Here is a 23,881-nt window from a genome sequence, read left to right on the forward strand (position 1 = left end):
ACGAATTATGTTAAAATGGGAGTCATGATTACCAGGACCCCAAACCTGGTTTTTCTATTGTTACACTTGGTAGATAAAGAGAGTACATAAGCGTTAAGTGGTTATAAGAGGCACGCTCAGAAAGAAATTTACCAAGTTTTCTTCACAAGTGAAGTGGGAGGTTTACCAACAAAATGAAACTAAGTGAACTAGTAGATGTATTACATGTTAAAACACTCTTGAATCACGTCGATACGGATATTACAGGTATCGAAACAGATTCAAGAGAGGTGAAATCGGGTAATTTGTTCATTGCTTTACGTGGTTTTACAGTGGATGGTCATGACTTTATTGACAGAGCTGTTGAAAAAGGTGCTGCTGCTATCTTGGTAGAAACAGCGGTTGAAGCAAAGGTTCCTACCATTATCGTGCCTGATACGAGAAGAGCAATGGCATTTTTAGCAAATCGATTTTACCAATATCCATCACAAAAACTCAAATTAATTGGCATTACTGGTACCAATGGTAAAACGACTACTTCCCATCTCATTGAACAAATTTTAACAAGTGTGGGGAGGGATACTGGGATTATTGGAACCATTGGCATAAAGATCAAAAATAGGCAATTACCTGCACGCAATACTACTCCTGATGTAGTAGAGCTGCAAAAAAGCTTACAGTTGATGGTTGATGAAGGTGCAGAATATACCGTGATGGAAGTTTCTTCTCATGCCTTGCATATGGGGAGAACAAGAGGAAGTCATTACCATATTGGTGTATTCACCAATCTCACACAAGATCATCTCGATTACCATGAAACAATGGATAAATATCGAGAAGCTAAGGGTCTGCTTTTTAGCCAAATGGGAAATCGGTTTGATGGTAAGCGAGAACAAAATCAAGTAGCTGTGCTCAATATGGATGATGCCGCTTCCAATTACTATGCTTCTATTACACCTGCACAAGTAGTTACATATGGTATTCATAGCCAAGCAGATGTGCGCGCTGGAGAAATTGAGCACCAAACCGATGGTGTGCAGTTCCAATTACAGACTTATCAAGGAAATGCGAAAGTGAAATTGCCGTTATTTGGAACATTTAATATATATAATGCGCTAGCTGCGGTAGCAGTAGCATTGGTGGAAGAAATCCCACTGAAAAAGATTTGCGGGGCATTACAAAATTTAAAAGGGGTAGACGGAAGGTTTGAAGCCGTCAACGCTGGTCAAGATTACACTGTTTTAGTAGATTATGCCCATACCCCTGACAGTCTTCAAAATGTTCTTACAACTGCAAATTCGTTTGCTAGAGGAAAAGTGATCTGCGTGGTAGGATGCGGTGGGGATCGGGATCGTGGAAAAAGACCATTGATGGCACAAATTGCAGCCTCTCACAGTAATTTTGCCGTTATTACTTCCGATAATCCAAGATCAGAAGAGCCAGAAGCAATCATTGCTGATATGGTAGAGGGAATTTCCAGTGTACCATCATCACAATATGTATCCATAGTGGATCGCAAATCTGCCATTCAATATGCGATTGATCAAGCAAAGCCAGGGGATGTAGTGCTTATCGCTGGAAAAGGTCATGAAACATATCAGGAAATCAATGGTGTCAGATATCCATTTGATGATCGCGAAGTAGCGATGAAAGCAATAAAGGGTGAACTGCATGGAACGTAGAATAAATTGGATAGAAGAGACGACATCTGGATTAGTAGAAAATCAAGAGTCTTCTAACAAAAATCTTTTGATTCAAGGTGTTTCGACTGACACAAGAACATTATCAACAGGGAATTTGTATGTTCCACTTGTCGGGGAAGTGTTTGATGGTCATCAATTTTATGAACAGGCCCAAAAAGCTGGTGCAGCAGCAATGCTTTGGCAGGAGGATCGACCTCTTCCAAATAATACTTCTGTTCCTATCATTGTTGTGCCAGATACTTTAGATGCACTCCAACAAATGGCAGAACGTTACTTAACAGAAACATGCTGCAGAGTTGTTGCAATCACAGGAAGCAATGGAAAAACAACAACAAAGGATTTGGTTTATAACGTATTGGCTACCATGTACGAAGTACATAAAACAGCAGGAAATTTTAACAATCATATTGGTTTACCATTGACTATTTTACAAATGCCCGAGTCTACAGAAGTGATTGTTTTGGAGATGGGAATGAATCATCTCGGAGAAATTTCCGCTCTTTCCAAATTGGCCCGTCCTGATATCGCAATGGTAACAAATATAGGGGAGTCACATATCGGTCATTTGGGCAGCAGAGAAAAGATCGCCGAAGCAAAATTAGAAATTTGTGATGGTTTATCGAAAAATGGTTCTCTATTAATAGATGGAGATGAGCCATTGCTATATCAGCACTCGTTTGCTGGACATGTAACCGCAATTGGCTGGGATAAAAAATGTGAAGAAGGGCCCGAATCGGTAGTGATGAATGGATTGGATGGATGGTTTTTCCAATCTAGGAAAACTGGACATCTCTATCAAATACCGCTACTTGGAAGACATAATGTTAAAAATGCATTGTTTGCAATTGAGACAGGACGCCTTTTGGATATACCGGAAGAAAGTATTGCAAAAGGATTATCATCGATACCAACTACTTCAATGAGACTTGAAATGATGAATGCAAAAAATGGCATGAAGATTATTAACGATGCATATAATGCAAGTCCCACTTCCATTTATGCAGCTCTTGACATTTTGGAAGAGATAGAACCTTCTTTAGAAAAATGGGCTCTGCTTGCTGGTGTGGAAGAGTTGGGAGAACAAGAATTATATTATCATCAGCAAATAGGGGAATATGCTGTTTCTAAAAATCTTACCGGTTTAGTAACTGTTGGTTCAAAAGGATTGTGGATTTATGAAGCTGCCAATCTTGCTTCTCCTAATCAACTACAACATAGAAAGCATTTTCCATCCAATGAAGAGGCATTTTCTTATCTCAACCAAATCGGGAATGAGAATATTCTTCTCCTTGTGAAAGCTTCTAGAAAAGCTGGATTAGATCATATTGTGAAACAATTAGTAGAAGGAGCGTAGAGTGGTGGCAAATATTGATATACGGATTATACTTATTCCACTCGCAGTAGCATTTGGAATAGGAGTACTTTTAGGACCTATGATCATTCCAACACTACAGCGATTAAAATTTGGTCAGAGTATTCGAGAGGAAGGGCCAGAAGCTCATTTGAAAAAGGCTGGTACACCAACCATGGGTGGAACGATTATCCTCATGTCTGTTGTACTTACAGCATTACCATTTAGTAGTTTTATATTATTGAATAACTCAAAACCAATTGTGAACTCAGACTTGTTTTTTCTTCTGTTTGCAACGCTTGGATATGGAATTATAGGCTTTTTAGATGATTATATAAAAGTAGTAATGAAAAGAAGCTTAGGATTGACTGCAAGCCAAAAGCTGCTAGGACAATTGTTTATTGGAATTGTGCTTTTCTGGGTACTAATTGAAGTTCGTGTCCTTCGCTTAGGTGATGGAGGAGGTACTTCCAAGTTTATCTTTAATGTTGACATTCCAGGTACGGACTGGTCACTGCAATTAAATTGGTTATATTTGCCGCTTCTTTTGATAATGATGATCGGTGCTTCCAATGCAGTGAATCTTACAGACGGTTTGGATGGTTTATTAGCAGGGACTGCAGCAGTGGCTTATGGTGCATATGCTGTTATCGGTATGGTTCAAAGCAATTATACAGTTGCGATATTTGCTATTTCGGTTGTGGGAGCATTGCTTGGTTTTCTAGTATTTAATGCACATCCAGCCAAAGTTTTTATGGGAGATACAGGTTCGCTGGCCTTAGGTGGAGGACTGGCTGCATTAGCAGTTATCACAAAAACAGAGTTGCTGCTTCCTCTAATCGGTGGAGTTTTTGTTGCAGAAGCTCTATCCGTTATGCTCCAAGTACTTTCGTTTAAAACAAGAGGGAAACGCATATTCCGTATGAGTCCACTGCACCACCATTTCGAATTGACAGGTTGGTCTGAATGGCGGGTAGTCACTACTTTTTGGTGTGTTGGATTGTTTTTAGCAGCAGTTGGGATATACCTTGAGGTGTTTGTTCGATGATAAAAAAACATGACAGAGTTTCTGTGCTTGGTTTAGGAAAAAGCGGGGTAGCAGCAGCTAAGTTATTAACGAAACTCGGTGCAGATGTGGAAGTGTTTGAGCAAAAAAAGGACACTTTTGCTTGTCCAGAAGCAAAAGAGCTGGAGAATTTAGGGATTCCTGTCTATTATAAGCCATCGGTAGAACAAATTGTTCATACATCAACTGATTTACTGGTCAAAAACCCAGGCGTTCCCTACAGTAATCCAGCAGTGCAAAAAGCAATATTATCTTCTATTCCCGTTATCACAGAGGTCGAATTAGCATCTTCTTATATTGATATTCCCATTATCGGCATCACTGGATCAAATGGGAAGACAACAACAACAACTATCGTTGGGAAAATTTTAGAAGAAGCGAAGATTCCAGCACTTGTAGCTGGTAATATTGGCTTAGCACTTTCTGATGTGATTGACAATTTGCAAGAGAAAAAATGGCTCGTAACAGAATTGAGTAGCTTTCAATTAAAGGGAACACAATTGTTTCATCCAAAGGTAGCTGCACTATTAAATATTGTTCCTGCTCATATGGATTATCATCAATCAATGGAAGATTATGTTATAAGTAAAGCGAAATTATTTCAAAACCAAACACAAGATGATTATGCTGTTTTTAATTATGATAATGAAATATGTAGAGAAGTAGCGAAAAAACAACTTGGGAAAAATATATGGTTTTCTATTTTGGAAGAAGTAGACACTGGTTTATTTGTAAAAGACGGACAAGTTATCGCTCGTTTTGATGGAGAAGTTCAAGCGATTATCTCTGTTGAAGAAATTGCTTTGCCTGGAAACAAAAATTTAGAAAATGCGTTAGCAGCTATAGCTATTTCGTTAGTAGCAGGTGCAACTGTGGAAGCAGTTCGTGTTGTATTACGTGCTTTCGGCGGGGTAGAGCATCGTTTGGAATTTGTGACGGAGAAAAATAATGTGCGTTATTATAATGACTCCAAAGCTACCAATGCTCAGGCTGCAATTACAGCACTAAGTGCATTTCCGTCTCCTTTAATCTGGATTGGTGGCGGATTGGATCGGCAAGTAGATTTTAAAGAGTTAGTTCCTGTATTGCGTGAGCATGTCAAAGCAGCTATCGTTTATGGTCAGACAGCAAGAATCATGGAGGACCGTGCGAGAGAAGCAGGAATAACGACGATTGTTCATGCTGCCGATGTGAAAGATGCTGCTTATCAAGCAAGTAAAATAGCAGTAGCTGGAGACATAGTGGTATTATCTCCAGCATGTGCAAGTTGGGATCAATATACCTCTTTTGAAGAACGAGGAAGCATTTTTAAACAAGCTGTGCATACGTTGTAATATAGCAAGTCCTTAAAAGAGGTGTTGCCGTATGCATAGAAGTCTTAAAAACCCTGATAAGTTTATTGTAGCTGCTATTTTCTTGTTATTAATCATCGGGGTAGCAATGGTTTATAGTGCAAGTGCTGCGTATGCTTATCACCGTTTTGGAGATAGTTTTTACTTTGCTAAACGGCAAGTACTATTTGCAGCATTAGGTATTTTTTGTATGTTTGTTATCGCTAAAGTTGATCCTGACAAGTTTCATTTTGCTGCAAAGCCTTTGTTGATCGGATGTTTTCTCTTACTTGTGATCGTTTTGATTCCAGGCGTTGGAATTCTACGAAACGGAGCAAGAAGTTGGCTGGGGATTGGCGCATTCAGTATTCAGCCATCAGAGTTTACCAAATTAGGAATGATTTTATTTTTCGCTCGATGGTTTTCGAAGCCGACTTTTCATATGGAACAGTTTAAACAAGGCTTTTTACCAAGTATGTCATTACTATGTTTTGCTTTTGGACTGATCATGTTACAGCCTGATTTGGGCACAGGTACGGTTTTAATGGGAACAGGTTTGATACTTATTTTTGTTGCAGGTTCAAAATTACAGCATATAGGAAGTTTTTTGATGCTTGGAATGGCAGGATTTGTTGGATTAGTGCTTGCTGCGCCTTATCGAATTCAGCGAATAGTCGCTTTCTTAAATCCTTGGGAAGATCCACTCGGTGCTGGATATCATCTTATTCAATCGCTTTTTGCTATTGGCCCCGGAGGATTGCTTGGACTCGGAATAGGGATGAGCAGGCAGAAGCATTTGTATTTGCCGGAACCTCATACTGACTTTATCTTTTCGATTTTGGCAGAAGAACTCGGATTTGTTGGTGCAGGAAGTGTTATTATTTTGTTCGCTATTTTAATTTGGCGTGGTTATCGTGTGGCAATGTCTATGCCAAATCAATTTTATAGTTTATTGGCTGCTGGAGTAACGTCTATGATAATGATTCAAGCAGGAATTAATATTGGAGTAGTTTCTGGTGCTTTTCCGGTTACTGGAATTACCCTGCCGTTTTTAAGTTATGGAGGATCATCATTGACATTAACGCTAGCTGCTGTAGGAATATTGCTTAATTTATCACGTTTTGTGAAACAGTAGGAAGGAGTCAGCTATGAAACGTATTTTACTGACAGGTGGAGGAACTGGCGGACATATATATCCCGCACTTGCAATTGCACGAGCAGTTAAGGAAAAGTATCCAGAAGTAGAGATTGGTTATATTGGGACGGACAATGGATTGGAATCAAAAATTGTTCCCAAAGAAGAAGGGGTTCAATTTTTTACTGTAGAAATACAAGGATTTAAACGAAGCCTGTCATGGGAAAATGTAACTACAGTCCGCAAATTTATACGTGCTGTTAGTAAATCAAAAGAATACATAAAGAAATTTCAACCAGACGTGGTAGTGGGAACTGGTGGTTATGTAAGTGGACCAGCTGTATTTGCCGCACATCAGCTCAATATACCAACAATGATACATGAACAAAATGCAGTTTTGGGATTAACAACAAAATTCCTTTCTCGATTTGCCGATCTTGTTGCAGTTAGTTTGGAAAACACTTCCAACGAATTGACGAGTGCAAAAAAAGTGGTATACACTGGTAATCCACGTGCTACAGAAGTCATACGTGCGAATCGTGACAAAGGCAGAGAATCTTTAGGTATAGCCGAAAATGTCCCTGTTGTTCTTATTTTTGGTGGTAGCCGCGGGGCAAAAACAATTAACCAAGCGATACTTTCACTATTGCCGAAGTTACAATCGCTGCCAGGTGTACGATTTGTTTATATAACTGGAGAAGTACATTATCAAGATATCACTGCTAAAATTAATAGAAGCGATTATCCGAATTTGGATATAAGACCATTTGTTTATAATATGCCAGATGTGCTCGCTACTACAGATTTAGTAGTCTCAAGAGCAGGAGCATCCACGTTAGCAGAAATAACTGCTTTAGGCTTACCATCTATATTGATTCCCTCTCCATATGTTACAAATAATCATCAAGAGGCAAATGCCCGTGTACTAGAAGAAAAAGGCGCTGCCCGACTATTGTTAGAGCGGGATTGCAATGGCGAAAATTTATGGAAACAGTTAGAAGAACTTATTCTTGATCCAGAGGGACGTAAAGTGATGAGTGAACAAGCAAAATCGCTTGGCCGACCAGAAGCAGCAACACAAATAGTAGAGGAATTAGAAAAACTAATTGCATCACATGTCCATGCATAACGATAGAAAGATGGTGAAAAGGGAGACATGAAAGAACATCTTATAGAATTATTTCAAACTAATGGTGTAACTCATATTAAACAAAATGAATCTCTTTCCCGACACACCACCTGGAAAGTAGGGGGACCTGCTGATTACTATATTGAACCTGCCGATAAAGAGGAATTAATGAATGCCATGAAAGTAGTGAAGAAGCAACAGCTTCCTTGGAGAGTCATCGGTAGAGGTTCTAATTTACTTGTAAAAGATGGAGGAATTCGTGGGGTTGTCTTTCATCTGAAAGATGCATTCGATTATCTGCATGTAGAAGATACAGTAGTAAGAGCAGGTGGAGCGTATTCTACTATTTTACTTGCAAGCAGGACAGCAAAAGCTGGTCTCACAGGTTTAGAATTTGCAGGCGGTATTCCAGGAAATGTAGGTGGAGCTGTCTATATGAACGCAGGGGCCCATGGATCAGAAATGAGCAAAGTAGTGCGCGAAGCAGAAGTGATCACAGAATCAGGTGAATGGTTAACATTAACCAATGACGATTTACGTTTTCGCTACCGTACTACAATTTTGCAAGAAGAGATTCGGGGAATCATTACAGGTGCTACGTTTGATTTGATAAAAGGTGATCCAAAAGTGATCACAGAATCACTTGCTAATTTCAAAGATCGTCGTCGCAAAACACAGCCCTTGCAATATCCTTGTGCAGGAAGCACTTTTCGTAATCCACCTGGAGATCATGCAGGAAGATTAATTGAAGCTGCTGGGCTCAAAGGATACCGCATTGGAGATGCAGAGTTTTCTACCCTGCATGCTAATTTTATTATTAATTTGGGTAATGCCAAAGCTAGTGATGTTTTAGATTTGATCAACTATGCTCGAAAGACAATTGCAGAGAGATTTGATGTTCATTTAGTACCAGAAGTGGAAGTAATAGGGGAAAATAAGTAAAATTAATATTCGAGTTGTCCGTCACTGGACAACTTTTTTATTTTTTTTGCTATAGTGAAAGAAAAGGAACTCCAAACCGACTTGTGAGGTCTTCATGTTTATTGGATTTGTGTGTTCAAGCATTATTCTGGGCATTGCTCTTATCCTACGGCTATGATGTATCGAATGGATAACTGGACTTCTTCACAGGAAGAATCCGACTATGTCTATGCTTGGAAGAAGATGGTCACGCTGTCTGGAATGAGTACCTGTTTCTTTGGAGTATGGCTTTCACTATACTGACAGTGAAGTGCATCCCTCGCCTGAATAGTGAGTAGGTGGGGGAGTGAAATTTTTTTACAATGATATATGCACAAAAATGAATATATTAAAATGGAGATTATTGCCAATCGTTTCATCTTTGGGATTCTCTCCTTTTTTCATTTGTGGTAGTATAGAGGGAAGAAATTGGACAAAGGAGAAGGTGGCTAGGTGGAAAGGGTTCCTCCTTTTCGCATCAGAGTAGAACATAAAGCTCCGTCATTATGGGCAGTTTTGTTTATATTTTTGTTTTTTGTTGGTATTTTATTTGTACTATTTCTACGATCCCCTTTGAGTCATGTATCATCAGTTTCCATAACTGGTAATCAGATTTTAACCAAGCAAGAGATCATGCAACAGTCAGGGGTTCGCATAGGAATGTCTTTTTTTAGTGTTAAGATAAAAGATGTAGAAGCAGACCTTCATCGTTTGAGAGCAGTCAAACAAGTAGATTTGGATAAACATTTTCCTAGCAATCTAACAATTAGGCTTGTAGAATATCCAGTGGTTGCTTACATACAAGATGAGCAAACTTTTATCCCTCTTCTTGCTAATGGAGCTTTTCTCCCAACTCATCCTGCCACCTCTATGTTGAAAGCAATGCCCATATTTGAGGGATGGGATCAAGAAAAAGCATCTTTTTCGAAACTTACTTCGCAATTTGTGCAAATACCAGCTTCGATTCGTAATCAGATTGTGGCTGTTCGTCCGAATGAAAACAAGCCTGAACAAGTTGTACTATGGACTCGAAGAGAACATAAAATTGAAGTACGGATTGATCAATTAGCAGAGAGAATGAAGTTATACCCCAAATTTTTAAATCAATCACCAGGAACTTTACATCTATTAGATAGTATATGGTTTACTCCAGGGAATTAATATCTATGTATTTCCTATTACTGTAATATTATGTAATTTACATACTAGAAAAAGGGGATTTGCTTTTACTGTTGAATTATCACATGGAAGAGATACTATCCTATCCCGGTTTTATAAACTCTTCGGGCAAGGAGGTGCCCAAGACATGAGCAAAGGATATTTGGCTACATTAGATATTGGATCTTCTCAGGTACGAGTCGTTGTAGCAGAATTAACGAAGAATGGAACATTTCCTATCGTCGGTGTAGGTACTGCAGTGTCTTCTGGAATAAAAAAAGGAGCAATTATTGACATTGAACAGGCAGCAAAGGCGATAAGATCAGCAATAGAACAAGCAGAGCAAATGGTTGGTGTAGAGCTTACAGATGTCTATGTCGGACTTTCTGGAAATCATATTTCTATCCAACATAGCCATGGTGTGGTCGCGACTTTAAATCAAGATCGAGAAATCGGTGCTGAGGATGTGGAACGTGTATTACAAGCAGCAAAAGTAATCGCACTTCCACCAGAGCGCGTTATTATAGAAGTAGTTTCTAAACAGTTTATTGTGGATGGGATTGCAGAGATCCGTGACCCAATAGGGATGATTGGTGTGCGTTTGGAAGTAGATGCCATGATTATTACAGGTTCAAAAACTGTAGTCCACAACGTATATCGCTGTATTGAAAAAGCTTCTCTACATATGGCCGGATTTGTATTTTTACCACTTTCCATTAGTGAGTACGCTTTAACAGCAGATGAGAAGACCCTAGGGGTTGTACTAGCAGATATAGGTAGCGGAACAATAAAATTAGCATTTTATTCGCAAGGAAATCTAGCGGGTACGGCTGTTATTCCAATGGGAGGAGAATATATAACAACCGATTTGGTTTATGTCCTTCAAACCCAAAAAGAAGTCGCCGAAGAGTTAAAGTGTAAATATGGGATAGCAGTAAAATCACATGCGGATAGGCGAGAATCAATACCAATTTTAATGATGGCAGGAAAAGAACGATATTCCTCGCAATTAGAATTGGCTCAAATTATGGAGCCGCGTATCATGGAGATTTTCCAATTGATCAATCAGCAAGTAAAAGCAATGGGCTTCACACATGATCCTGCTGGTGGATATGTTTTAGTGGGTGGAGTAACGGAAACTCCTTATCTATTAGAAGCTGCTAAATCACAGTTAGGTCAAGGAGTACGTATTGCTAGATCAAAAGAATCATCTATCTCCTCCTCTTCTTTTTTAGCGAGTGTTAGTATGGTCCATCATTTAGCTAAACAGGGGAGTGTCTTGGTAAACAAGCCTGCTCGAACAGAAACAGTTCCACGAGCAAAAGAAAAAAAACGGATATCTGCATTTCAAAAAATGAAAAGTTGGCTAAGTGAATTTATATAGTGCTGGAGGGAAAACCATGCTGGGTTTTGATTTAGAGTTTGATATCGAACAGATCGCACAGATTAAAGTAATTGGTGTAGGTGGAGGAGGCAGCAATGCTGTCAATCGAATGATTGAAGCCGGTGTTCAAGGAGTGGAATTTATCGCAGTCAACACGGATGCACAAGCATTAAATCGTTCAAAGGCACCCATCAAGTTGCAAATTGGGGAGAAGTTGACAAGAGGTCTAGGAGCAGGTGCAAAACCAGAAGTAGGAAAAAAAGCTGCAGAAGAAAGCCGGGAACAGATCGAAAATGTTCTTCGTGGAGCTGATATGGTATTTGTTACTGCTGGTATGGGAGGTGGAACAGGGACTGGTGCTGCACCTGAAATTGCATTGATTGCACGTGAACTAGGGTCTTTAACTGTCGGCGTAGTAACAAAGCCTTTTAGTTTTGAAGGGAGAAAGCGTTCTGTTCAAGCTGAAACCGGAGTTGCATCTTTAAAAGAAAATGTCGATACTTTGATTGTGATTCCTAATGATCGATTATTAGAGATCGTCGACAAAAACACCCCAATGATAGAAGCATTTCGTGAAGCAGACAATGTACTCCGTCAAGGTGTACAAGGTATCTCTGATTTGATCGCAGTTCCTGGATTGATAAACCTAGACTTTGCGGACGTCAAGACGATTATGACGGAACGTGGTTCTGCATTGATGGGTATTGGGACTGCAGCGGGTGAAAACAGAGCAACAGAAGCTGCGAAAAAGGCCATCTGTAGTCCTTTGCTGGAAACATCGATCAATGGAGCACGAGGAGTATTAATGAATATTACTGGTGGAGCGAATCTCAGCTTATATGAAGTAAATGAAGCTGCTGATATTGTCACACAAGCATCTCATGCCGAAGTAAATATGATCTTTGGTGCAGTGATTAACGAAGATCTCAAAGATGAGATTCTGGTAACGGTTATTGCCACTGGGTTTGATAATCAAGTACAAGAATCCGGTGGACAAACCCAGTCCAAGAAACCGATCTTCCACGAACGGGAAAATGATTTCACTCCTTTGTTTAAACACAACAATATTCGATTACAGAATGAAGAGAAGAACAACAAAAACACCAACCCTGTTATTGATGAAAGTTATGAGATTCCTACGTTTTTGAGAAACCAATTTAAAAAGTAACATTTTTTAATAAGAAGCACTCTTTTTGTGAGGGTGCTTTTTTTCATTGCAGATATCCGATACATTTATTTGCAAGGTACAATTATTGTAACATTCGTATTTTTACAACTCCACACGGCTAAAGCCGTGGGATTCTTGGGTAATCCTCGGTAATCCAAGGAAGTTTACCAAGCTTAGACCATGAGCCCCACGGCAAGTAATCTTCTACCTTCTTTCACTATGTTTTTGGCTGCATTGATGTCTCGATCATGGGGAACGCCACATTCTGGGCATGTCCATTCTCGTAGCTGGAGTTGCTTCACTTCTTTGTTTTTATAGCCGCAACTCGAACAAAGCTGACTCGATGGGAAGGATTTTCCCACTTTCACCAACTTCCTTCCGTATTCTTTCGCTTTGTATTCTAACATCGTAACAAACTCCGACCACGAAGCATCGGTGATCGATTTCGACAGCTTCTGATTCTTCACCATGTTTTTACTTGCAGCGTTTCGATGCTGATGACTTGGTTTTCGTTCACCAGTTTTGTCGATAGTTTCTGTAAAAAATCATGGCGGGCATGGGTAATTTTTTCATGGATGCGAGCAACTTGGATACGAGCTTTGTGCCAGTTGGACCCGTCCTTTTTTCTTCTTGCCATCGTTTGCTGCGCTTTTGCTAGTTTTTGTTCGTATTGGCGGAAAAATCGGTTCGCATTCTTTTTTGTTCCATCATCAAAAATCGCAAAATCTTTCAGACCCAAATCAATGCCAATGGCTTCTTTTCTCGCTGGTATGGATCGCAAATAGCATCCCTCGCAAAGAATGGATATTTTATATTTCCCTGTAGCTGTACGACGGATCGTTGTAGATAAAATACGACCACTTATTTCTCGGGAGAGGACAAACTTCACCCAGCCTAATTTTGGCAGTTTGATTTGGTTCCCCTTGATTTCGATGGTCGGTCTGCTATTTTTGGGATAGTTGCATTGAGTCGTATACGCTTGTAGCTGATTTTTCCTGCTTTTAAAACGCGGAGCATCGTTTTGTTTTCGGAAAAAACGCTGAAAGGCATCCGCAAGATGTTTGAGGGTGTTTTGAAGGGAGGTAGAATCGACTTCTTTCAGCCATGTTAATTCTCGCTTTTTCTCCGTTAGGACACGGGAACAAGTGGAATAGGTCAGCCCTTTTCCGGTTGCTTGATACGCTTTGTTCCATTCACCAAGAAAATGATTGAATACAAAACGGCTACAACCGATGGATTTATGGATCATTGTCGCCTGTGCTTTGGTAGGTCGAAAACGGTAAGAAAAAGCTTTATGCATGGAATCACCCCCTTGCTGGAATTTTGCAAATATTATAGATCGTATGTTTGCTTCTTGTCAAGCTTATCTTAAACTAGTCAAACTTACGAAAGAACAAAAAAGTATCTTCTTCTGATGCTCGCTTTCATCCCACTACCCCTACCGTGGGTTTTCTCGCTCGCAATGTTATAATAATTGTATATACTGATTGATGAATCTATCCATTGGAGGGGGATTTGTAATGGTATGGGATATTATCAAAAGTTTGTTTAGCGAAGAGGATGATCCAGTCCGCTTTCAATATACTGACAAGCTCTATATCAAAGACGGCGTAGTACATAAAGGTGAATTATCAAAAGTACATAAGATATTGAAATTTTTTTGTTATAGATGTGGTAACGATAAAGATATTCCAAGTTATGGTTTAACTGATCCTCCAGCAGCACCGGTAGAATGTCCAGATTGCGGATATGAGTGGTTTTCTCATCAGAAAATGTCAGCAAAAGAATATGAACAGTTACAATTGACCCGAAAGATAGTTCGTGATTTTACACCGTGGTTGTATGCTTACAAAGCGGCTTGTAAACGAGAAGTAATACCGAATAGAGATAGATTAATCAATAAACAATCAGATTCAATTGATATCAATGTCGCTTATATTGAAAATATCACTTATCAGAAAGTTAGAATCCTCAAATTAATGGATAACCTAGACCCGCAAACGTATCTTGCTACAGTAGTGGCTGATCGACTAGAGAGACAATTTGGCGACACAAATTCTTCTGTCTATCTATTTAAACGATGTTCATATAAACCTGATCTCTCTATAAAACTAGTAGATGATTTTATGCCATGGGTATATGCTTACCGAGCTATTTGTAAAGATGAGAAAATGCCTGATGGATACAAATTGGAAAACTTTTCCTCTCAGCCAATTATTATCAGTAAAGCTTATATTGAGAATGTCTTCCATCAAAAACTGAGACTGATGGGTATCATTGGTGGTTACGATATGATTCAATCCGTGTATGTATCGCTGCACAATCGCTTTAAAGATGAAGAGATCTATTTGCAGGTATATGCTCGCAATGCGAATGGAGTTGCTGGTTGGAGGTACGAGCAATAAAGAAGAATAACGGTGGATTGTTAAACAGTAGTGAATTATAATAATTGATGAATGAATATTTAGAAAATAATAAAGGAGTCTTTATGAAGAAAATAATCGATTTGCATCAAGTGGATGCTTTTACTGATGTGATTTTTGGAGGAAATCCAGCAGGTGTTGTTACAAATGCGGATGAATTAAATGAAAAAGAGATGGCAAATATCGCAAGAGAGATGAATTTATCAGAGACTGCATTTGTATTTAAACCAACTACTCCAAATGCAGATGTTAAACTTCGTTATTTCACACCAGCTAAAGAAGTGAAATTTTGTGGACATGCAACAATTGGTGCGCTTTATCAACTTGCTAAACTTCAGATGTATGGCCTGGGTGGATCGGAACATAGATCCATTCACATTGAAACGAATGCAGGTGTATTGCAATCCTTTGTATCGCTTGGAGACAATGAACAGCCACAAATTACATTTACTGCTCCAAAAGCTTCAGTAAAGCATTACACTATGCAAGGAGAAGTATTTGCCAAACTGTTTGGCATACCAGCGGATACAATGGAGAAAAATGGAAAAATTTTAATAGACGAAGAACTCAAGTATGTTTATATTCCTGTACACTCTCTCTCACAGCTTGGAGATCTAACCTTTGATTTCAAACAAATTTATAAGCAATTTTCTACTGAAAATATCGTCGTTTTCTGTTTATATTCCAATGAAACCATGAAAACAGGATCACATCTTCACGCTCGAGGACTTGCTCCACTTGTCGGTGTGGATGAAGACCCTTTTACTGGATCAATGCAAGCGGGATTAGTATACGCTGCAAAACAGAACGGCTTGCTGCCTGCTGGACAAACGGATATTGTTATTGAACAAGGCGATTTTATTGATCGTCCTGGTTTCGCGAAGATTCATCATAATTTAGAAACAGATGAAATCCTCGTAACTGCAAGTGCTGTACATGTATTTTCAACAAAGATGGAGCTTTAGGACTGCAGTAACCAACCTGCTGAAACTATTTCTATAATATAAATGTAGAACTTTCACTTTTGGTGAACCACTTTCCAAATTCACCAAATGCCTCAGATGGAGAGTGGTTCATTTTACTACTCAATAGATCACCATTATTAAATTGTATTCTCAATTCACTTAAAAAGGTGGTACAATAGTATTAATTTAGAAGACAAAAGGTATATAGCTACTGATACAAATCATAAGGTTTTCCACCAATATTTTTAAAAGTGATTTGCTCTTATTTAAATGGATGGAGGTGAACAAATGCAACTGAGTTCCTCGTTGCATCAATAGCATACAGTATGTCATCAAATTTGAAAGCGCATACAAATATAATAACTTTATATAAATATCAGTTGCATGACAGATATGAGAGATATATTCGTCTGGATGTGCATACTAGCTTATTCCACCACTAGGGTCGTATTCCCAATAAATGAGTTGATTTTATATTTATGTGATTTTGTTATCTTGATTGCATCAATATCCTATTTTGTTTATCGAGCAATACAAAATAAATGATTGAAACCACAGCCTTGATTTGGCTGTGGTTTTGTTGTTGAAAGCCTTATTAAAGTTGTTCTGGGAAATCAAATTGCTTATTGCCTTGGATGAGAATTCGCTTATGAGCATCTTTTGCGATATCTTGCAGTAGTTCATCGAGATTTAAAAAGATTTCCCATCCTTCCCTGTTCGTTTTTCCACTGATATGCTCGACAATGCGATCCTCAAGTGAATTTACTCTTTTACCTTTCCAGCATTTATCCGCTAAACTTACAATCCAGTCTTCTATTTTAGCGTCTTTATGTTCCCAGTCTCCATGAGTATAAGAAAATCTGGCTAAGTTACTGTCAATACCATAGCTGATTAAAAGCTCAAAACCTAGCATTTCATGTGTGGAACCATTATGATACAGTTCCTCTTTCGCCATGACTTTGCCAATATCGTGTATGGCTGCTCCGAAGAGCACATCTTTATGGTTAATTGACACTTTCGGGTAATTCTCTTTAAACCAAGCTAAAATATTTTTTGCAACTTCATATACGATGGTATGGTGCGCCAATAATCGCGGGGACATTTGGTGTTTTTGGATTAAATCATCAAGAATTAGTGATTCTTTTTCATCCATATCTATATTTCATCTCTCCTCTTTTGATAGTTTTATTTATATTACGAATGAAAATTTAATTATATAAAATTATTTCCTATGGGAATACGATTGGATTATAGAAATTTTGGTGTTAATCCGCCTTTCATATAGGCCTAGTGATATAGACAGCAAAGTAGAATTATTGATTTGTATTTTTTTATATATTTTGAGTAGAGAAAAGATGAGATTCCTCCGTCCAACATGTGGTATGTAAGTCGGAGGAAGTTCACTCATGAACAGTGATCTGTCAAAGAGCGAATCAAACCACGTTTATCTAAATGAAGTGTAGTAATTTCATACGAAGAAAAAATCGAACCATCATTACCAGAAGTAAGTTTTGTTTGAATCAGGTCAACTTCATTGAATCTCACACATACACTTGAACAAGTTCCTTCAACTTTTCTTTTGAAGCGATTAGGGAACCCTTTTTTCGGAATCATCAGTTCATAACTCACATCCATCAGTTCTAGGAAACGGAATGACGGATATAGAAGGCTGAACTTGAAAAATCCTTGCCCATGTTCAAGAGTGAATTGTTTTCCAGAGAACTTTCCAGGAAGTAGTCTGTCATCTTCGTATTCGTACAACATGAGAATCTCCTTGTTGAAAGTGGTCTGTAAAAAAAATATAACAATGAAATGATATGTATTACAAGTGAGGTATGCGGGTTATGATACCCAGAGAAAAAAATACACGTCAATCCATTTTTTGGGTGCGTGTTATCACAGGGTCGGACTCCTTAGAGAAGTTCGCCTGCATGAGCACCTTGATCGCGTTGTTGGTCTTCGAGAGAAGGGTTTCCTTGATCATTTTTCCTCCAAAGGTGTAGGACTTCCACTTTCATAATAACTGATAATACAGAAATTTCAATATTTATGTTTGGGACAAGCGGTGATTTTAGTGATCTCCTTTACTTTTTCTTGTTCTTTCGTCAAAACAATTGAAAATAGTTAGGCAAGTTTCAACAGACTTCACAATATATATCTTTTATACTGCTTACCAAAGGCCAATGGAGAGGAGAGGGACTAGCTGGTTGTATATGCAGATGTCGTTTTTGTGTTAAACAGTTGTATCGACTTTCTATTACTGTGGCTAACCTCTGGCATTCGGAAAGAACGAACAACGATGTGGCGTCTATCCATTTCATCGTTAATCGGCGGTTTGTACGCTACTCTCCATCTATGGCCAAATTTCACGTTAGCTTATACATTGCCTGTAAAGATTTTGTCTTCTATTCTCATGATTTGGATTGTATTTGGCTATCGAAATCCAATCATATTTATCCGGACATTAGGTGTTTTTTATTTTGTGTGTTTTGTGACTGGAGGAGCCATGGTTGCTCTTCACTATGTCATAACTGGAGATTCGCAAGTAGCAGGTGGGATTTTATTTACTGAGACAAAAGGATGGGGTTCTCCGGTTTCTTGGGTGTTCATCATGATAGGTTTTCCACTTGTTTGGTTGTATACCAAATTTTCTTTTCAATCCATGAAAGAAAGAGACCAGATAGAACAGTATATGACTGCTGTTAAAATCCAAATTCAAGGAAAATGTTTTGAATGTACTGGATTAGTAGATACAGGGAATCAATTGCGGGACCCCATCTCACGTGCACCAGTTATGTTAGTTGAAATGAGCCAGTTGAGAGAGTATCTCCCTGAAGAAGTTCATAAAATGTTTCTTTCGAAAGATTTGGAACAAAGTTGGGCGGAAATCCCTCCTGAGTGGATGATCAAAATACGCATCATACCGTATCGTGCTGCTAAAAGTGATCACGATATGATGATTGCGTTTAAGCCGGATCAAGTGGAGATATGGAGAGATAATCAGTGGAATAATGTCGGGAAAATTCTCATAGGGATAGATGTCGGGCAATTATCTACCGATGGTTCGTATCAGGCGATTATTCATCCTTCCTGTTTATCCATTGTAAGCTAACGAAGAGAAGGAGGTAGTACCATGTTGATAAAATGGCGATTGTTTGCACAATTATTTTGGTATCGTTTACTTATACAGATGGGGCTGCGGGGAAGAGAAATTTACTACATAGGTGGAAGCGAAGCATTACCACCTCCGTTGTCCCGTGAAGAAGAAGAACACTTACTCGTACGTCTCCCCAGCGGAGATGCTGCAGTAAGGGCAATGCTTATCGAGCGTAATTTGCGTTTAGTGGTGTACATTGCTCGTAAGTTTGAAAATACAGGAATCAATATCGAAGACTTGGTTTCTATTGGAACGATTGGTTTAATTAAAGCTGTAAATACATTTGATCCGAGTAAGAAAATCAAATTAGCAACGTATGCATCGAGATGTATAGAAAATGAAATTTTAATGTATTTGCGTAGAAATAACAAAATTCGTTCCGAAGTTTCTTTTGATGAACCGCTTAATACAGACTGGGATGGAAATGAATTACTGCTGTCCGATATATTAGGAACAGAAAACGATACTATTTATCGTGATATTGAAGATCAAGTAGATAAAAAAATATTACGAACAGCACTAGAAAGCCTTTCTGATAGAGAACGTAAAATCATGGTATTGCGATTTGGTTTAAATGGTGAAGAAGAAAAAACGCAAAAAGATGTTGCGGATATGTTAGGAATTTCACAGTCTTATATTTCCCGTTTGGAAAAGCGAATTATTAAACGATTGCGCAAAGAATTCAACAAAATGGTTTGAAAATAACCGAATTCATCGGATTTTCTTCTTATGCCACAAGAGGATGACTACTGAAACAAATTAGTAAATTTACATTTTGTTCCTATGAATTATAAATTTCCCTCCAAAGGACATACTTAACATGATTTCATCCTGAGGAGGGACTTTTCTTGGCTCGAAACAAAGTAGAAATTTGTGGAGTAGATACATCCAAATTACCAGTCCTTAAAAATCAGGAAATGAGGGAACTGTTTCGCGAATACCAAGCTGGAGATATCGATTCCAGAGAGAAGCTTGTCAGTGGAAATCTTCGCTTGGTGTTGAGTGTGATACAGCGTTTCCATAACCGCGGGGAATGTGTGGATGATTTATTTCAAGTAGGCTGTATAGGGTTGATGAAAGCGATCGACAACTTTGATTTAGGTCAAAATGTGAAATTCTCTACATATGCAGTGCCAATGATTATTGGTGAAATTCGGCGTTATTTGCGGGATAACAATCCGATTCGTGTTTCTCGATCATTACGCGATATTGCCTATAAGGCTTTACAAATGAGGGACAACCTCACAAATCGTCATTCCAGAGAGCCTACTGTCAATGAGATATCCAAAGCTTTGGGTGTTCCAAAGGAAGATGTGGTTTTTGCATTGGATGCGATTCAAGATCCAGTTTCTTTGTTTGAACCTGTGTTTCAAGATGGTGGAGACCCAATCTATGTAATGGATCAAATCAGTGATGAAAAAGCAAAAGATATTCAATGGGTGGAAGAAATAGCTTTAAAAGAAGCACTTGCTCGATTGAATGATCGAGAAAAAATGATCTTATCTATGCGTTTTTTTGAAGGAAAGACACAAATGGAGGTAGCTGACGAAATTGGAATTTCTCAAGCACAAGTTTCTCGTTTGGAAAAGGCCGCCATTAATCAGATGCATCGCTACGTAACATAATGCCATAATTTAAAAAGAACTTATCGTTTATAACACGATAAGTTCTTTTTTTGTAAGTGTCGAGAAATAAGAATAGTATATAAATTAAATTATTTATTCTTCATTTACACCAGTTGCCTTATGGTTAGCCAATATACGATTTCAATTTAATCTTGTGTTTATCTACGGTTAGGTTATTTGCTTAATGATTTTTCAGTAAATTTTGTAGGCACCAACAAGAAGTCAAATCTGTTGCTCCTGTAATTGTTATGATAAAGTAAAAAAATTCACTTGGACACTGAGGTATCAAAGTGTACTATGATCTTCCTCGTCTGTAGTTAAAAAGAACAAATGGGACGCTCCGATCGCCTTACATCTGCGCATCTAAGAAAAATTATGCATCAAGCAAAAGAAAGAGTTATCGATTAAAAAGATCGGGCAGTTTTTACTGCTATTTTCAGATCACTTTCCATTAATCTATTTTCTTTGGTCAACGATAAGTTGGTGTGATCAATCGTAATTGTTTCAATATCATTCATGCCAAATTGATTGAGATTATTGATCAGAAAGGAAACAGCCATTTTTTGTGTCCCATCATATGCAGTGAAGCAAACTTCTTCTCGTGCATGTAAAATTACGACTTTTTTATCAGTTACAAGTCCTATGGGGCCGTTTGAGGTATAACGGTAAGTAGTGCCTGGACGATTTAAATAGTCAATATAGGTGTGAAGAACAGCTGGTACAGTGAAATTCCAAACCGGAAAGCTAAAGACCATTTTGTCTGCGTCTAGGAACTGATTTAAGTAATTTGTGGCTGTATCATAAGCATTTTGCTCAATCGGAAGTAAAGGAATGTCTTGTCTCTTTTTCACAATTCCGGTAAAAGCATCATTACCAAAGTAAGGCAAAGATACTTCGAACAAATTAAGCTCAACAATAGAATCATGGATATGAGATATTTTGTATTCAGAGAGAAATGCATTGTATAATTGGGTACTGATCGATTCGGTTTCTGGTCGATTATTGGCATTAACAAATAATGTTTTCATGGGATAAGCCCCTTTTATCTCAAATTAAGGTGAAATACTATTAGTTAATTACAGAGTTTACTCTTATAGAGTATACTCCGTTTATATTTATGTCAAGGAGGTTACAGGTATGAAGGAAGACAAAGACATAACAGATAAACTTCATGTTTCAGCTAGTAGATTGCTCCGAACTATATTTCGCACATCACATTATTTACATCGTCAGTTTGAATTACAATTGGTGGAGGACGGCTCACCATTACCATTGACTGGGCCAAGACTGCGGGTGTTAGTTGCAATTGCAGAAGCAGAGAAAATAAGAATTAGTGAATTAGCACCGAAATTAGGTATTCATCCAAGGACAGTGACTCAATATGTAGATGCATTAGAAAAAGAAAAATTTCTTGTTCGATCACCTGATCCAGAAGATCGACGTGCGACTTTACTACAAGCGACAGAGAAGTCCCAGCCTTATATAGATAAAATCAGATTATCAATGGATAGAGCCGCAGAAAAAGTTATCACAAATTTTCCAGCAAAACAGCGAAAACAACTGATGACGTTGTTATTTTCTTTGGTGGATAATGAAGATGAGCAGAAATCAATTTATCGTGAGTTAAAAAGTACTTTTGGCAATCAATAAGTTTAAAAATAACTCTTGTTCGTTATAATCTATTTTTTTATTAGAAAAAGCCATTTCAAATGTAGAGTATTCTAGTAAGCACAATTGATGAATGTAGTGAATTACATAGAAATGGGTTTTGAAGAAAAGGGATGATACGATGAAACTTTATCACTATGGAAATTACATCAATGGACGATGGATAAAAAATGAAGGACAAGAGCTAAAAGTAACAGATCCAGCTACAGGAGAGTTGGTTGGAACGGTTCCATTAGCGGGTTCTGTACATACAACAAAAGCAATCGAAGCTGCCTATCATGCTTTGAGTAAATGGAAAAAGGCAACTGCAGAGGAACGAGCTTCAACAATGCATCGACTGGTTGATCTCATGAATCAAAACAAACAAGAGCTGGCAAAATTAATTACAAGAGAAATGGGTCGTCCTTTCTCCGAATCACTTGGAGAAGTGGATTATGCTGCTTCTTTTTTGACATGGTTTGCGGAAGAAGGAAAGCGGATATATGGCAGAATTGTTCCTGGAAAATCGGAAAATCATCGAATTCAAGTGATCAAACAGCCTGTAGGTGTAGTAGCTGCGATTACACCTTGGAATTTTCCAGCTTCGATGATTACTCGTAAACTGGCTCCAGCACTGGCAGCCGGATGCACCTTTATTGTAAAACCAGCAGAACAAACCCCCTTGACTGCACTTCTCCTCGCTGAATTGTCAGAGAAAGCTGGTATTCCAAAAGGTGTTATCAATGTCGTTTGTGCTGATCCCATCGCATTTACTCATACAGTTATGGAAGACAGCCGAGTGCGAAAAGTATCATTTACTGGTTCGACGGAAGTGGGCAGAAAAATTATGGAGCAGAGTGCCAAACAAGTAAAGCGTATTTCTTTGGAATTAGGAGGACATGCTCCATTCATTGTCTGTGAGGATGCTGATATAAATAAAGCAGTAGATGCCTTGATTGCGAGTAAATTCCGAAACAGCGGACAAACATGTGTCTGTACCAACCGGGTTTATGTTCACGAATCCATCTATGAAAAATTTATACAGCATGTAAAGAGAAAAGTAGATAAATTAGCAGTAGGTAATGGTTTTGACTCCAAAACGAATATAGGTCCTTTGATTGATCGCGATGGCTATGAAAAAGTAGCAAATCAAGTAAAAGATGCTTTTCAAAAAGGAGCCAAGTGTCTTGTAGGAGGAAAAGGGATTGTTAATGAAGAAAAGCAAACATATTTTTTTCAACCTACATTATTAATTGATATGAATGAAGAAATGAATATGATGAAAGAAGAAACATTTGGACCAATTGCTCCGATTCAAAAATTTAAGGAGTATTCAGAAGCAATTGAACTAGCAAACAATAGTCCTTTTGGATTAGCAGCATATCTCTTTACAGAAAATATAAGTAGAGGCTATCGATTAGCAGAAGAATTAGAGTATGGGATTGTTGGCTGGAACGATGGTGTACCGTCTACTGCTCAAGCGCCATTTGGAGGAATAAAGCAGAGCGGTCTAGGAAGAGAAGGAGCAACCGAAGGCATAGAAGAATATTTGATAACAAAATATGTATCTTTAAAATTATAATTCAATCATTTTAATATGGAGTCATGGAGTTGTCTTATCTCCATCGATTTGAATAAGTATCCAGCTTGTGAGCCGGATGAAATTTTTTCTTAGTATGTTTTCCTTCTTGCTATTAAAT

Annotated in this window: 20 protein-coding genes and 1 pseudogene; 17 read left to right on the top strand and 4 right to left on the bottom strand. The window is 38.3% G+C overall.

Features of this window, described 5'->3' with window-relative positions; translation table 11 throughout:
- The first annotated feature begins 173 nt into the window (after nucleotides 1–173).
- The 10 genes from AC5WOC_RS09115 to ftsZ all read left to right on the top strand — a co-directional run bounded on the left by AC5WOC_RS09115 (nucleotide 174) and on the right by ftsZ (nucleotide 12,364).
- Nucleotides 174–1,661, top strand: a complete 1,488-nt coding sequence (locus AC5WOC_RS09115; protein WP_496055100.1) for a UDP-N-acetylmuramoyl-L-alanyl-D-glutamate--2,6-diaminopimelate ligase — start codon at nucleotides 174–176, stop codon at nucleotides 1,659–1,661.
- A complete protein-coding gene (locus tag AC5WOC_RS09120) occupies nucleotides 1,651–3,036 on the top strand; it encodes a UDP-N-acetylmuramoyl-tripeptide--D-alanyl-D-alanine ligase (protein WP_496055101.1) in 1,386 nt (461 codons plus the stop codon). The genes AC5WOC_RS09115 and AC5WOC_RS09120 overlap by 11 nt, the downstream gene beginning before the upstream one ends.
- A gap of 79 nt (nucleotides 3,037–3,115) precedes the next feature.
- Nucleotides 3,116–4,081, top strand: a complete 966-nt coding sequence (gene mraY, locus AC5WOC_RS09125; RefSeq protein WP_496055397.1) for a phospho-N-acetylmuramoyl-pentapeptide-transferase — start codon at nucleotides 3,116–3,118, stop codon at nucleotides 4,079–4,081.
- Nucleotides 4,078–5,433, top strand: coding sequence for a UDP-N-acetylmuramoyl-L-alanine--D-glutamate ligase (gene murD / locus AC5WOC_RS09130; RefSeq protein WP_496055102.1), 1,356 nt, complete (start codon nucleotides 4,078–4,080; stop codon nucleotides 5,431–5,433). Before mraY ends, murD begins: the two co-directional genes overlap by 4 nt.
- A gap of 31 nt (nucleotides 5,434–5,464) precedes the next feature.
- Nucleotides 5,465–6,565, top strand: coding sequence for a stage V sporulation protein E (spoVE, locus tag AC5WOC_RS09135; protein WP_496055103.1), 1,101 nt, complete (start codon nucleotides 5,465–5,467; stop codon nucleotides 6,563–6,565).
- A gap of 13 nt (nucleotides 6,566–6,578) precedes the next feature.
- Nucleotides 6,579–7,694 carry an undecaprenyldiphospho-muramoylpentapeptide beta-N-acetylglucosaminyltransferase gene (gene murG, locus AC5WOC_RS09140; RefSeq protein ID WP_496055104.1) on the top strand — a complete coding sequence of 372 codons (1,116 nt, stop codon included), beginning with the start codon at nucleotides 6,579–6,581 and terminating at the stop codon, nucleotides 7,692–7,694.
- A gap of 27 nt (nucleotides 7,695–7,721) precedes the next feature.
- Entirely contained in the window at nucleotides 7,722–8,636 is a 915-nt protein-coding gene (gene murB / locus AC5WOC_RS09145) for a UDP-N-acetylmuramate dehydrogenase (RefSeq protein WP_496055105.1), read from the top strand.
- A gap of 471 nt (nucleotides 8,637–9,107) precedes the next feature.
- Entirely contained in the window at nucleotides 9,108–9,815 is a 708-nt protein-coding gene (locus AC5WOC_RS09150; protein WP_496055106.1) for a cell division protein FtsQ/DivIB, read from the top strand.
- A 145-nt stretch (nucleotides 9,816–9,960) separates the two neighbouring features.
- Nucleotides 9,961–11,196 carry a cell division protein FtsA gene (gene ftsA / locus AC5WOC_RS09155; RefSeq protein ID WP_496055107.1) on the top strand — a complete coding sequence of 412 codons (1,236 nt, stop codon included), beginning with the start codon at nucleotides 9,961–9,963 and terminating at the stop codon, nucleotides 11,194–11,196.
- Nucleotides 11,197–11,212: 16 nt separating this feature from the next.
- Nucleotides 11,213–12,364 carry a cell division protein FtsZ gene (gene ftsZ, locus AC5WOC_RS09160; protein WP_496055108.1) on the top strand — a complete coding sequence of 384 codons (1,152 nt, stop codon included), beginning with the start codon at nucleotides 11,213–11,215 and terminating at the stop codon, nucleotides 12,362–12,364.
- Between the two features lie 173 nt (nucleotides 12,365–12,537).
- Here ftsZ and tnpB read toward each other — a convergent pair.
- Nucleotides 12,538–13,664, bottom strand: a pseudogene (tnpB, locus tag AC5WOC_RS09165) (IS200/IS605 family element RNA-guided endonuclease TnpB).
- A 220-nt stretch (nucleotides 13,665–13,884) separates the two neighbouring features.
- On the opposite strand from tnpB, the gene AC5WOC_RS09170 reads away from it, so the two are divergent.
- Together AC5WOC_RS09170 and AC5WOC_RS09175 are read left to right on the top strand one after the other, a co-directional pair.
- Nucleotides 13,885–14,769: a hypothetical protein gene (locus tag AC5WOC_RS09170; protein WP_496055109.1), complete on the top strand. Its 885-nt coding sequence runs from the start codon at nucleotides 13,885–13,887 to the stop codon at nucleotides 14,767–14,769.
- Between the two features lie 83 nt (nucleotides 14,770–14,852).
- Complete coding sequence (locus AC5WOC_RS09175; protein WP_496055110.1) at nucleotides 14,853–15,752, top strand: PhzF family phenazine biosynthesis protein; 900 nt, start codon at nucleotides 14,853–14,855, stop codon at nucleotides 15,750–15,752.
- A gap of 595 nt (nucleotides 15,753–16,347) precedes the next feature.
- Here the strand turns inward: AC5WOC_RS09175 and AC5WOC_RS09180 are convergent.
- Nucleotides 16,348–16,905, bottom strand: coding sequence for an HD domain-containing protein (locus AC5WOC_RS09180; protein ID WP_496055111.1), 558 nt, complete (start codon nucleotides 16,903–16,905; stop codon nucleotides 16,348–16,350).
- Between the two features lie 251 nt (nucleotides 16,906–17,156).
- Nucleotides 17,157–17,516, bottom strand: coding sequence for a hypothetical protein (locus tag AC5WOC_RS09185; RefSeq protein WP_496055112.1), 360 nt, complete (start codon nucleotides 17,514–17,516; stop codon nucleotides 17,157–17,159).
- 439 nt (nucleotides 17,517–17,955) lie between these two features.
- On the opposite strand from AC5WOC_RS09185, the gene spoIIGA reads away from it, so the two are divergent.
- From spoIIGA to sigG, 3 genes are all read left to right on the top strand, one after another.
- Complete coding sequence (gene spoIIGA, locus AC5WOC_RS09190; RefSeq protein ID WP_496055398.1) at nucleotides 17,956–18,864, top strand: sigma-E processing peptidase SpoIIGA; 909 nt, start codon at nucleotides 17,956–17,958, stop codon at nucleotides 18,862–18,864.
- Between the two features lie 21 nt (nucleotides 18,865–18,885).
- Nucleotides 18,886–19,608: an RNA polymerase sporulation sigma factor SigE gene (sigE, locus tag AC5WOC_RS09195; RefSeq protein WP_496055113.1), complete on the top strand. Its 723-nt coding sequence runs from the start codon at nucleotides 18,886–18,888 to the stop codon at nucleotides 19,606–19,608.
- Between the two features lie 149 nt (nucleotides 19,609–19,757).
- Nucleotides 19,758–20,534, top strand: coding sequence for an RNA polymerase sporulation sigma factor SigG (gene sigG / locus AC5WOC_RS09200; RefSeq protein WP_496055114.1), 777 nt, complete (start codon nucleotides 19,758–19,760; stop codon nucleotides 20,532–20,534).
- Nucleotides 20,535–20,938: 404 nt separating this feature from the next.
- Here sigG and AC5WOC_RS09205 read toward each other — a convergent pair whose 3' ends face one another.
- Entirely contained in the window at nucleotides 20,939–21,562 is a 624-nt protein-coding gene (locus tag AC5WOC_RS09205; RefSeq protein ID WP_496055115.1) for an FMN-dependent NADH-azoreductase, read from the bottom strand.
- 109 nt (nucleotides 21,563–21,671) lie between these two features.
- Between AC5WOC_RS09205 and AC5WOC_RS09210 the strand changes: the two genes are divergently transcribed.
- Both AC5WOC_RS09210 and AC5WOC_RS09215 read left to right on the top strand, forming a co-directional pair.
- On the top strand, nucleotides 21,672–22,184 hold the full coding sequence (locus AC5WOC_RS09210) for a MarR family winged helix-turn-helix transcriptional regulator (protein WP_496055116.1): 513 nt from the start codon (nucleotides 21,672–21,674) through the stop codon (nucleotides 22,182–22,184).
- A gap of 139 nt (nucleotides 22,185–22,323) precedes the next feature.
- A complete protein-coding gene (locus AC5WOC_RS09215; protein ID WP_496055117.1) occupies nucleotides 22,324–23,763 on the top strand; it encodes an NAD-dependent succinate-semialdehyde dehydrogenase in 1,440 nt (479 codons plus the stop codon).
- The last annotated feature ends 118 nt before the right edge of the window (nucleotides 23,764–23,881 follow it).

The organism is Shimazuella sp. NTD247 (genome assembly GCF_059510415.1).

Coding starts and splice junctions, on each gene's coding strand:
- AC5WOC_RS09115 (WP_496055100.1), top strand. CDS start 174: ATGAAACTAAGTGAACTAGTAGATGTATTACATGTTAAAACACTCTTG.
- AC5WOC_RS09120 (WP_496055101.1), top strand. CDS start 1,651: ATGGAACGTAGAATAAATTGGATAGAAGAGACGACATCTGGATTAGTA.
- mraY (WP_496055397.1), top strand. CDS start 3,116: ATGATCATTCCAACACTACAGCGATTAAAATTTGGTCAGAGTATTCGA.
- murD (WP_496055102.1), top strand. CDS start 4,078: ATGATAAAAAAACATGACAGAGTTTCTGTGCTTGGTTTAGGAAAAAGC.
- spoVE (WP_496055103.1), top strand. CDS start 5,465: ATGCATAGAAGTCTTAAAAACCCTGATAAGTTTATTGTAGCTGCTATT.
- murG (WP_496055104.1), top strand. CDS start 6,579: ATGAAACGTATTTTACTGACAGGTGGAGGAACTGGCGGACATATATAT.
- murB (WP_496055105.1), top strand. CDS start 7,722: ATGAAAGAACATCTTATAGAATTATTTCAAACTAATGGTGTAACTCAT.
- ftsA (WP_496055107.1), top strand. CDS start 9,961: ATGAGCAAAGGATATTTGGCTACATTAGATATTGGATCTTCTCAGGTA.
- ftsZ (WP_496055108.1), top strand. CDS start 11,213: ATGCTGGGTTTTGATTTAGAGTTTGATATCGAACAGATCGCACAGATT.
- AC5WOC_RS09170 (WP_496055109.1), top strand. CDS start 13,885: ATGGTATGGGATATTATCAAAAGTTTGTTTAGCGAAGAGGATGATCCA.
- AC5WOC_RS09175 (WP_496055110.1), top strand. CDS start 14,853: ATGAAGAAAATAATCGATTTGCATCAAGTGGATGCTTTTACTGATGTG.
- AC5WOC_RS09180 (WP_496055111.1), bottom strand. CDS start 16,905: ATGGATGAAAAAGAATCACTAATTCTTGATGATTTAATCCAAAAACAC.
- AC5WOC_RS09185 (WP_496055112.1), bottom strand. CDS start 17,516: ATGTTGTACGAATACGAAGATGACAGACTACTTCCTGGAAAGTTCTCT.
- sigE (WP_496055113.1), top strand. CDS start 18,886: ATGTTGATAAAATGGCGATTGTTTGCACAATTATTTTGGTATCGTTTA.
- AC5WOC_RS09205 (WP_496055115.1), bottom strand. CDS start 21,562: ATGAAAACATTATTTGTTAATGCCAATAATCGACCAGAAACCGAATCG.
- AC5WOC_RS09210 (WP_496055116.1), top strand. CDS start 21,672: ATGAAGGAAGACAAAGACATAACAGATAAACTTCATGTTTCAGCTAGT.
- AC5WOC_RS09215 (WP_496055117.1), top strand. CDS start 22,324: ATGAAACTTTATCACTATGGAAATTACATCAATGGACGATGGATAAAA.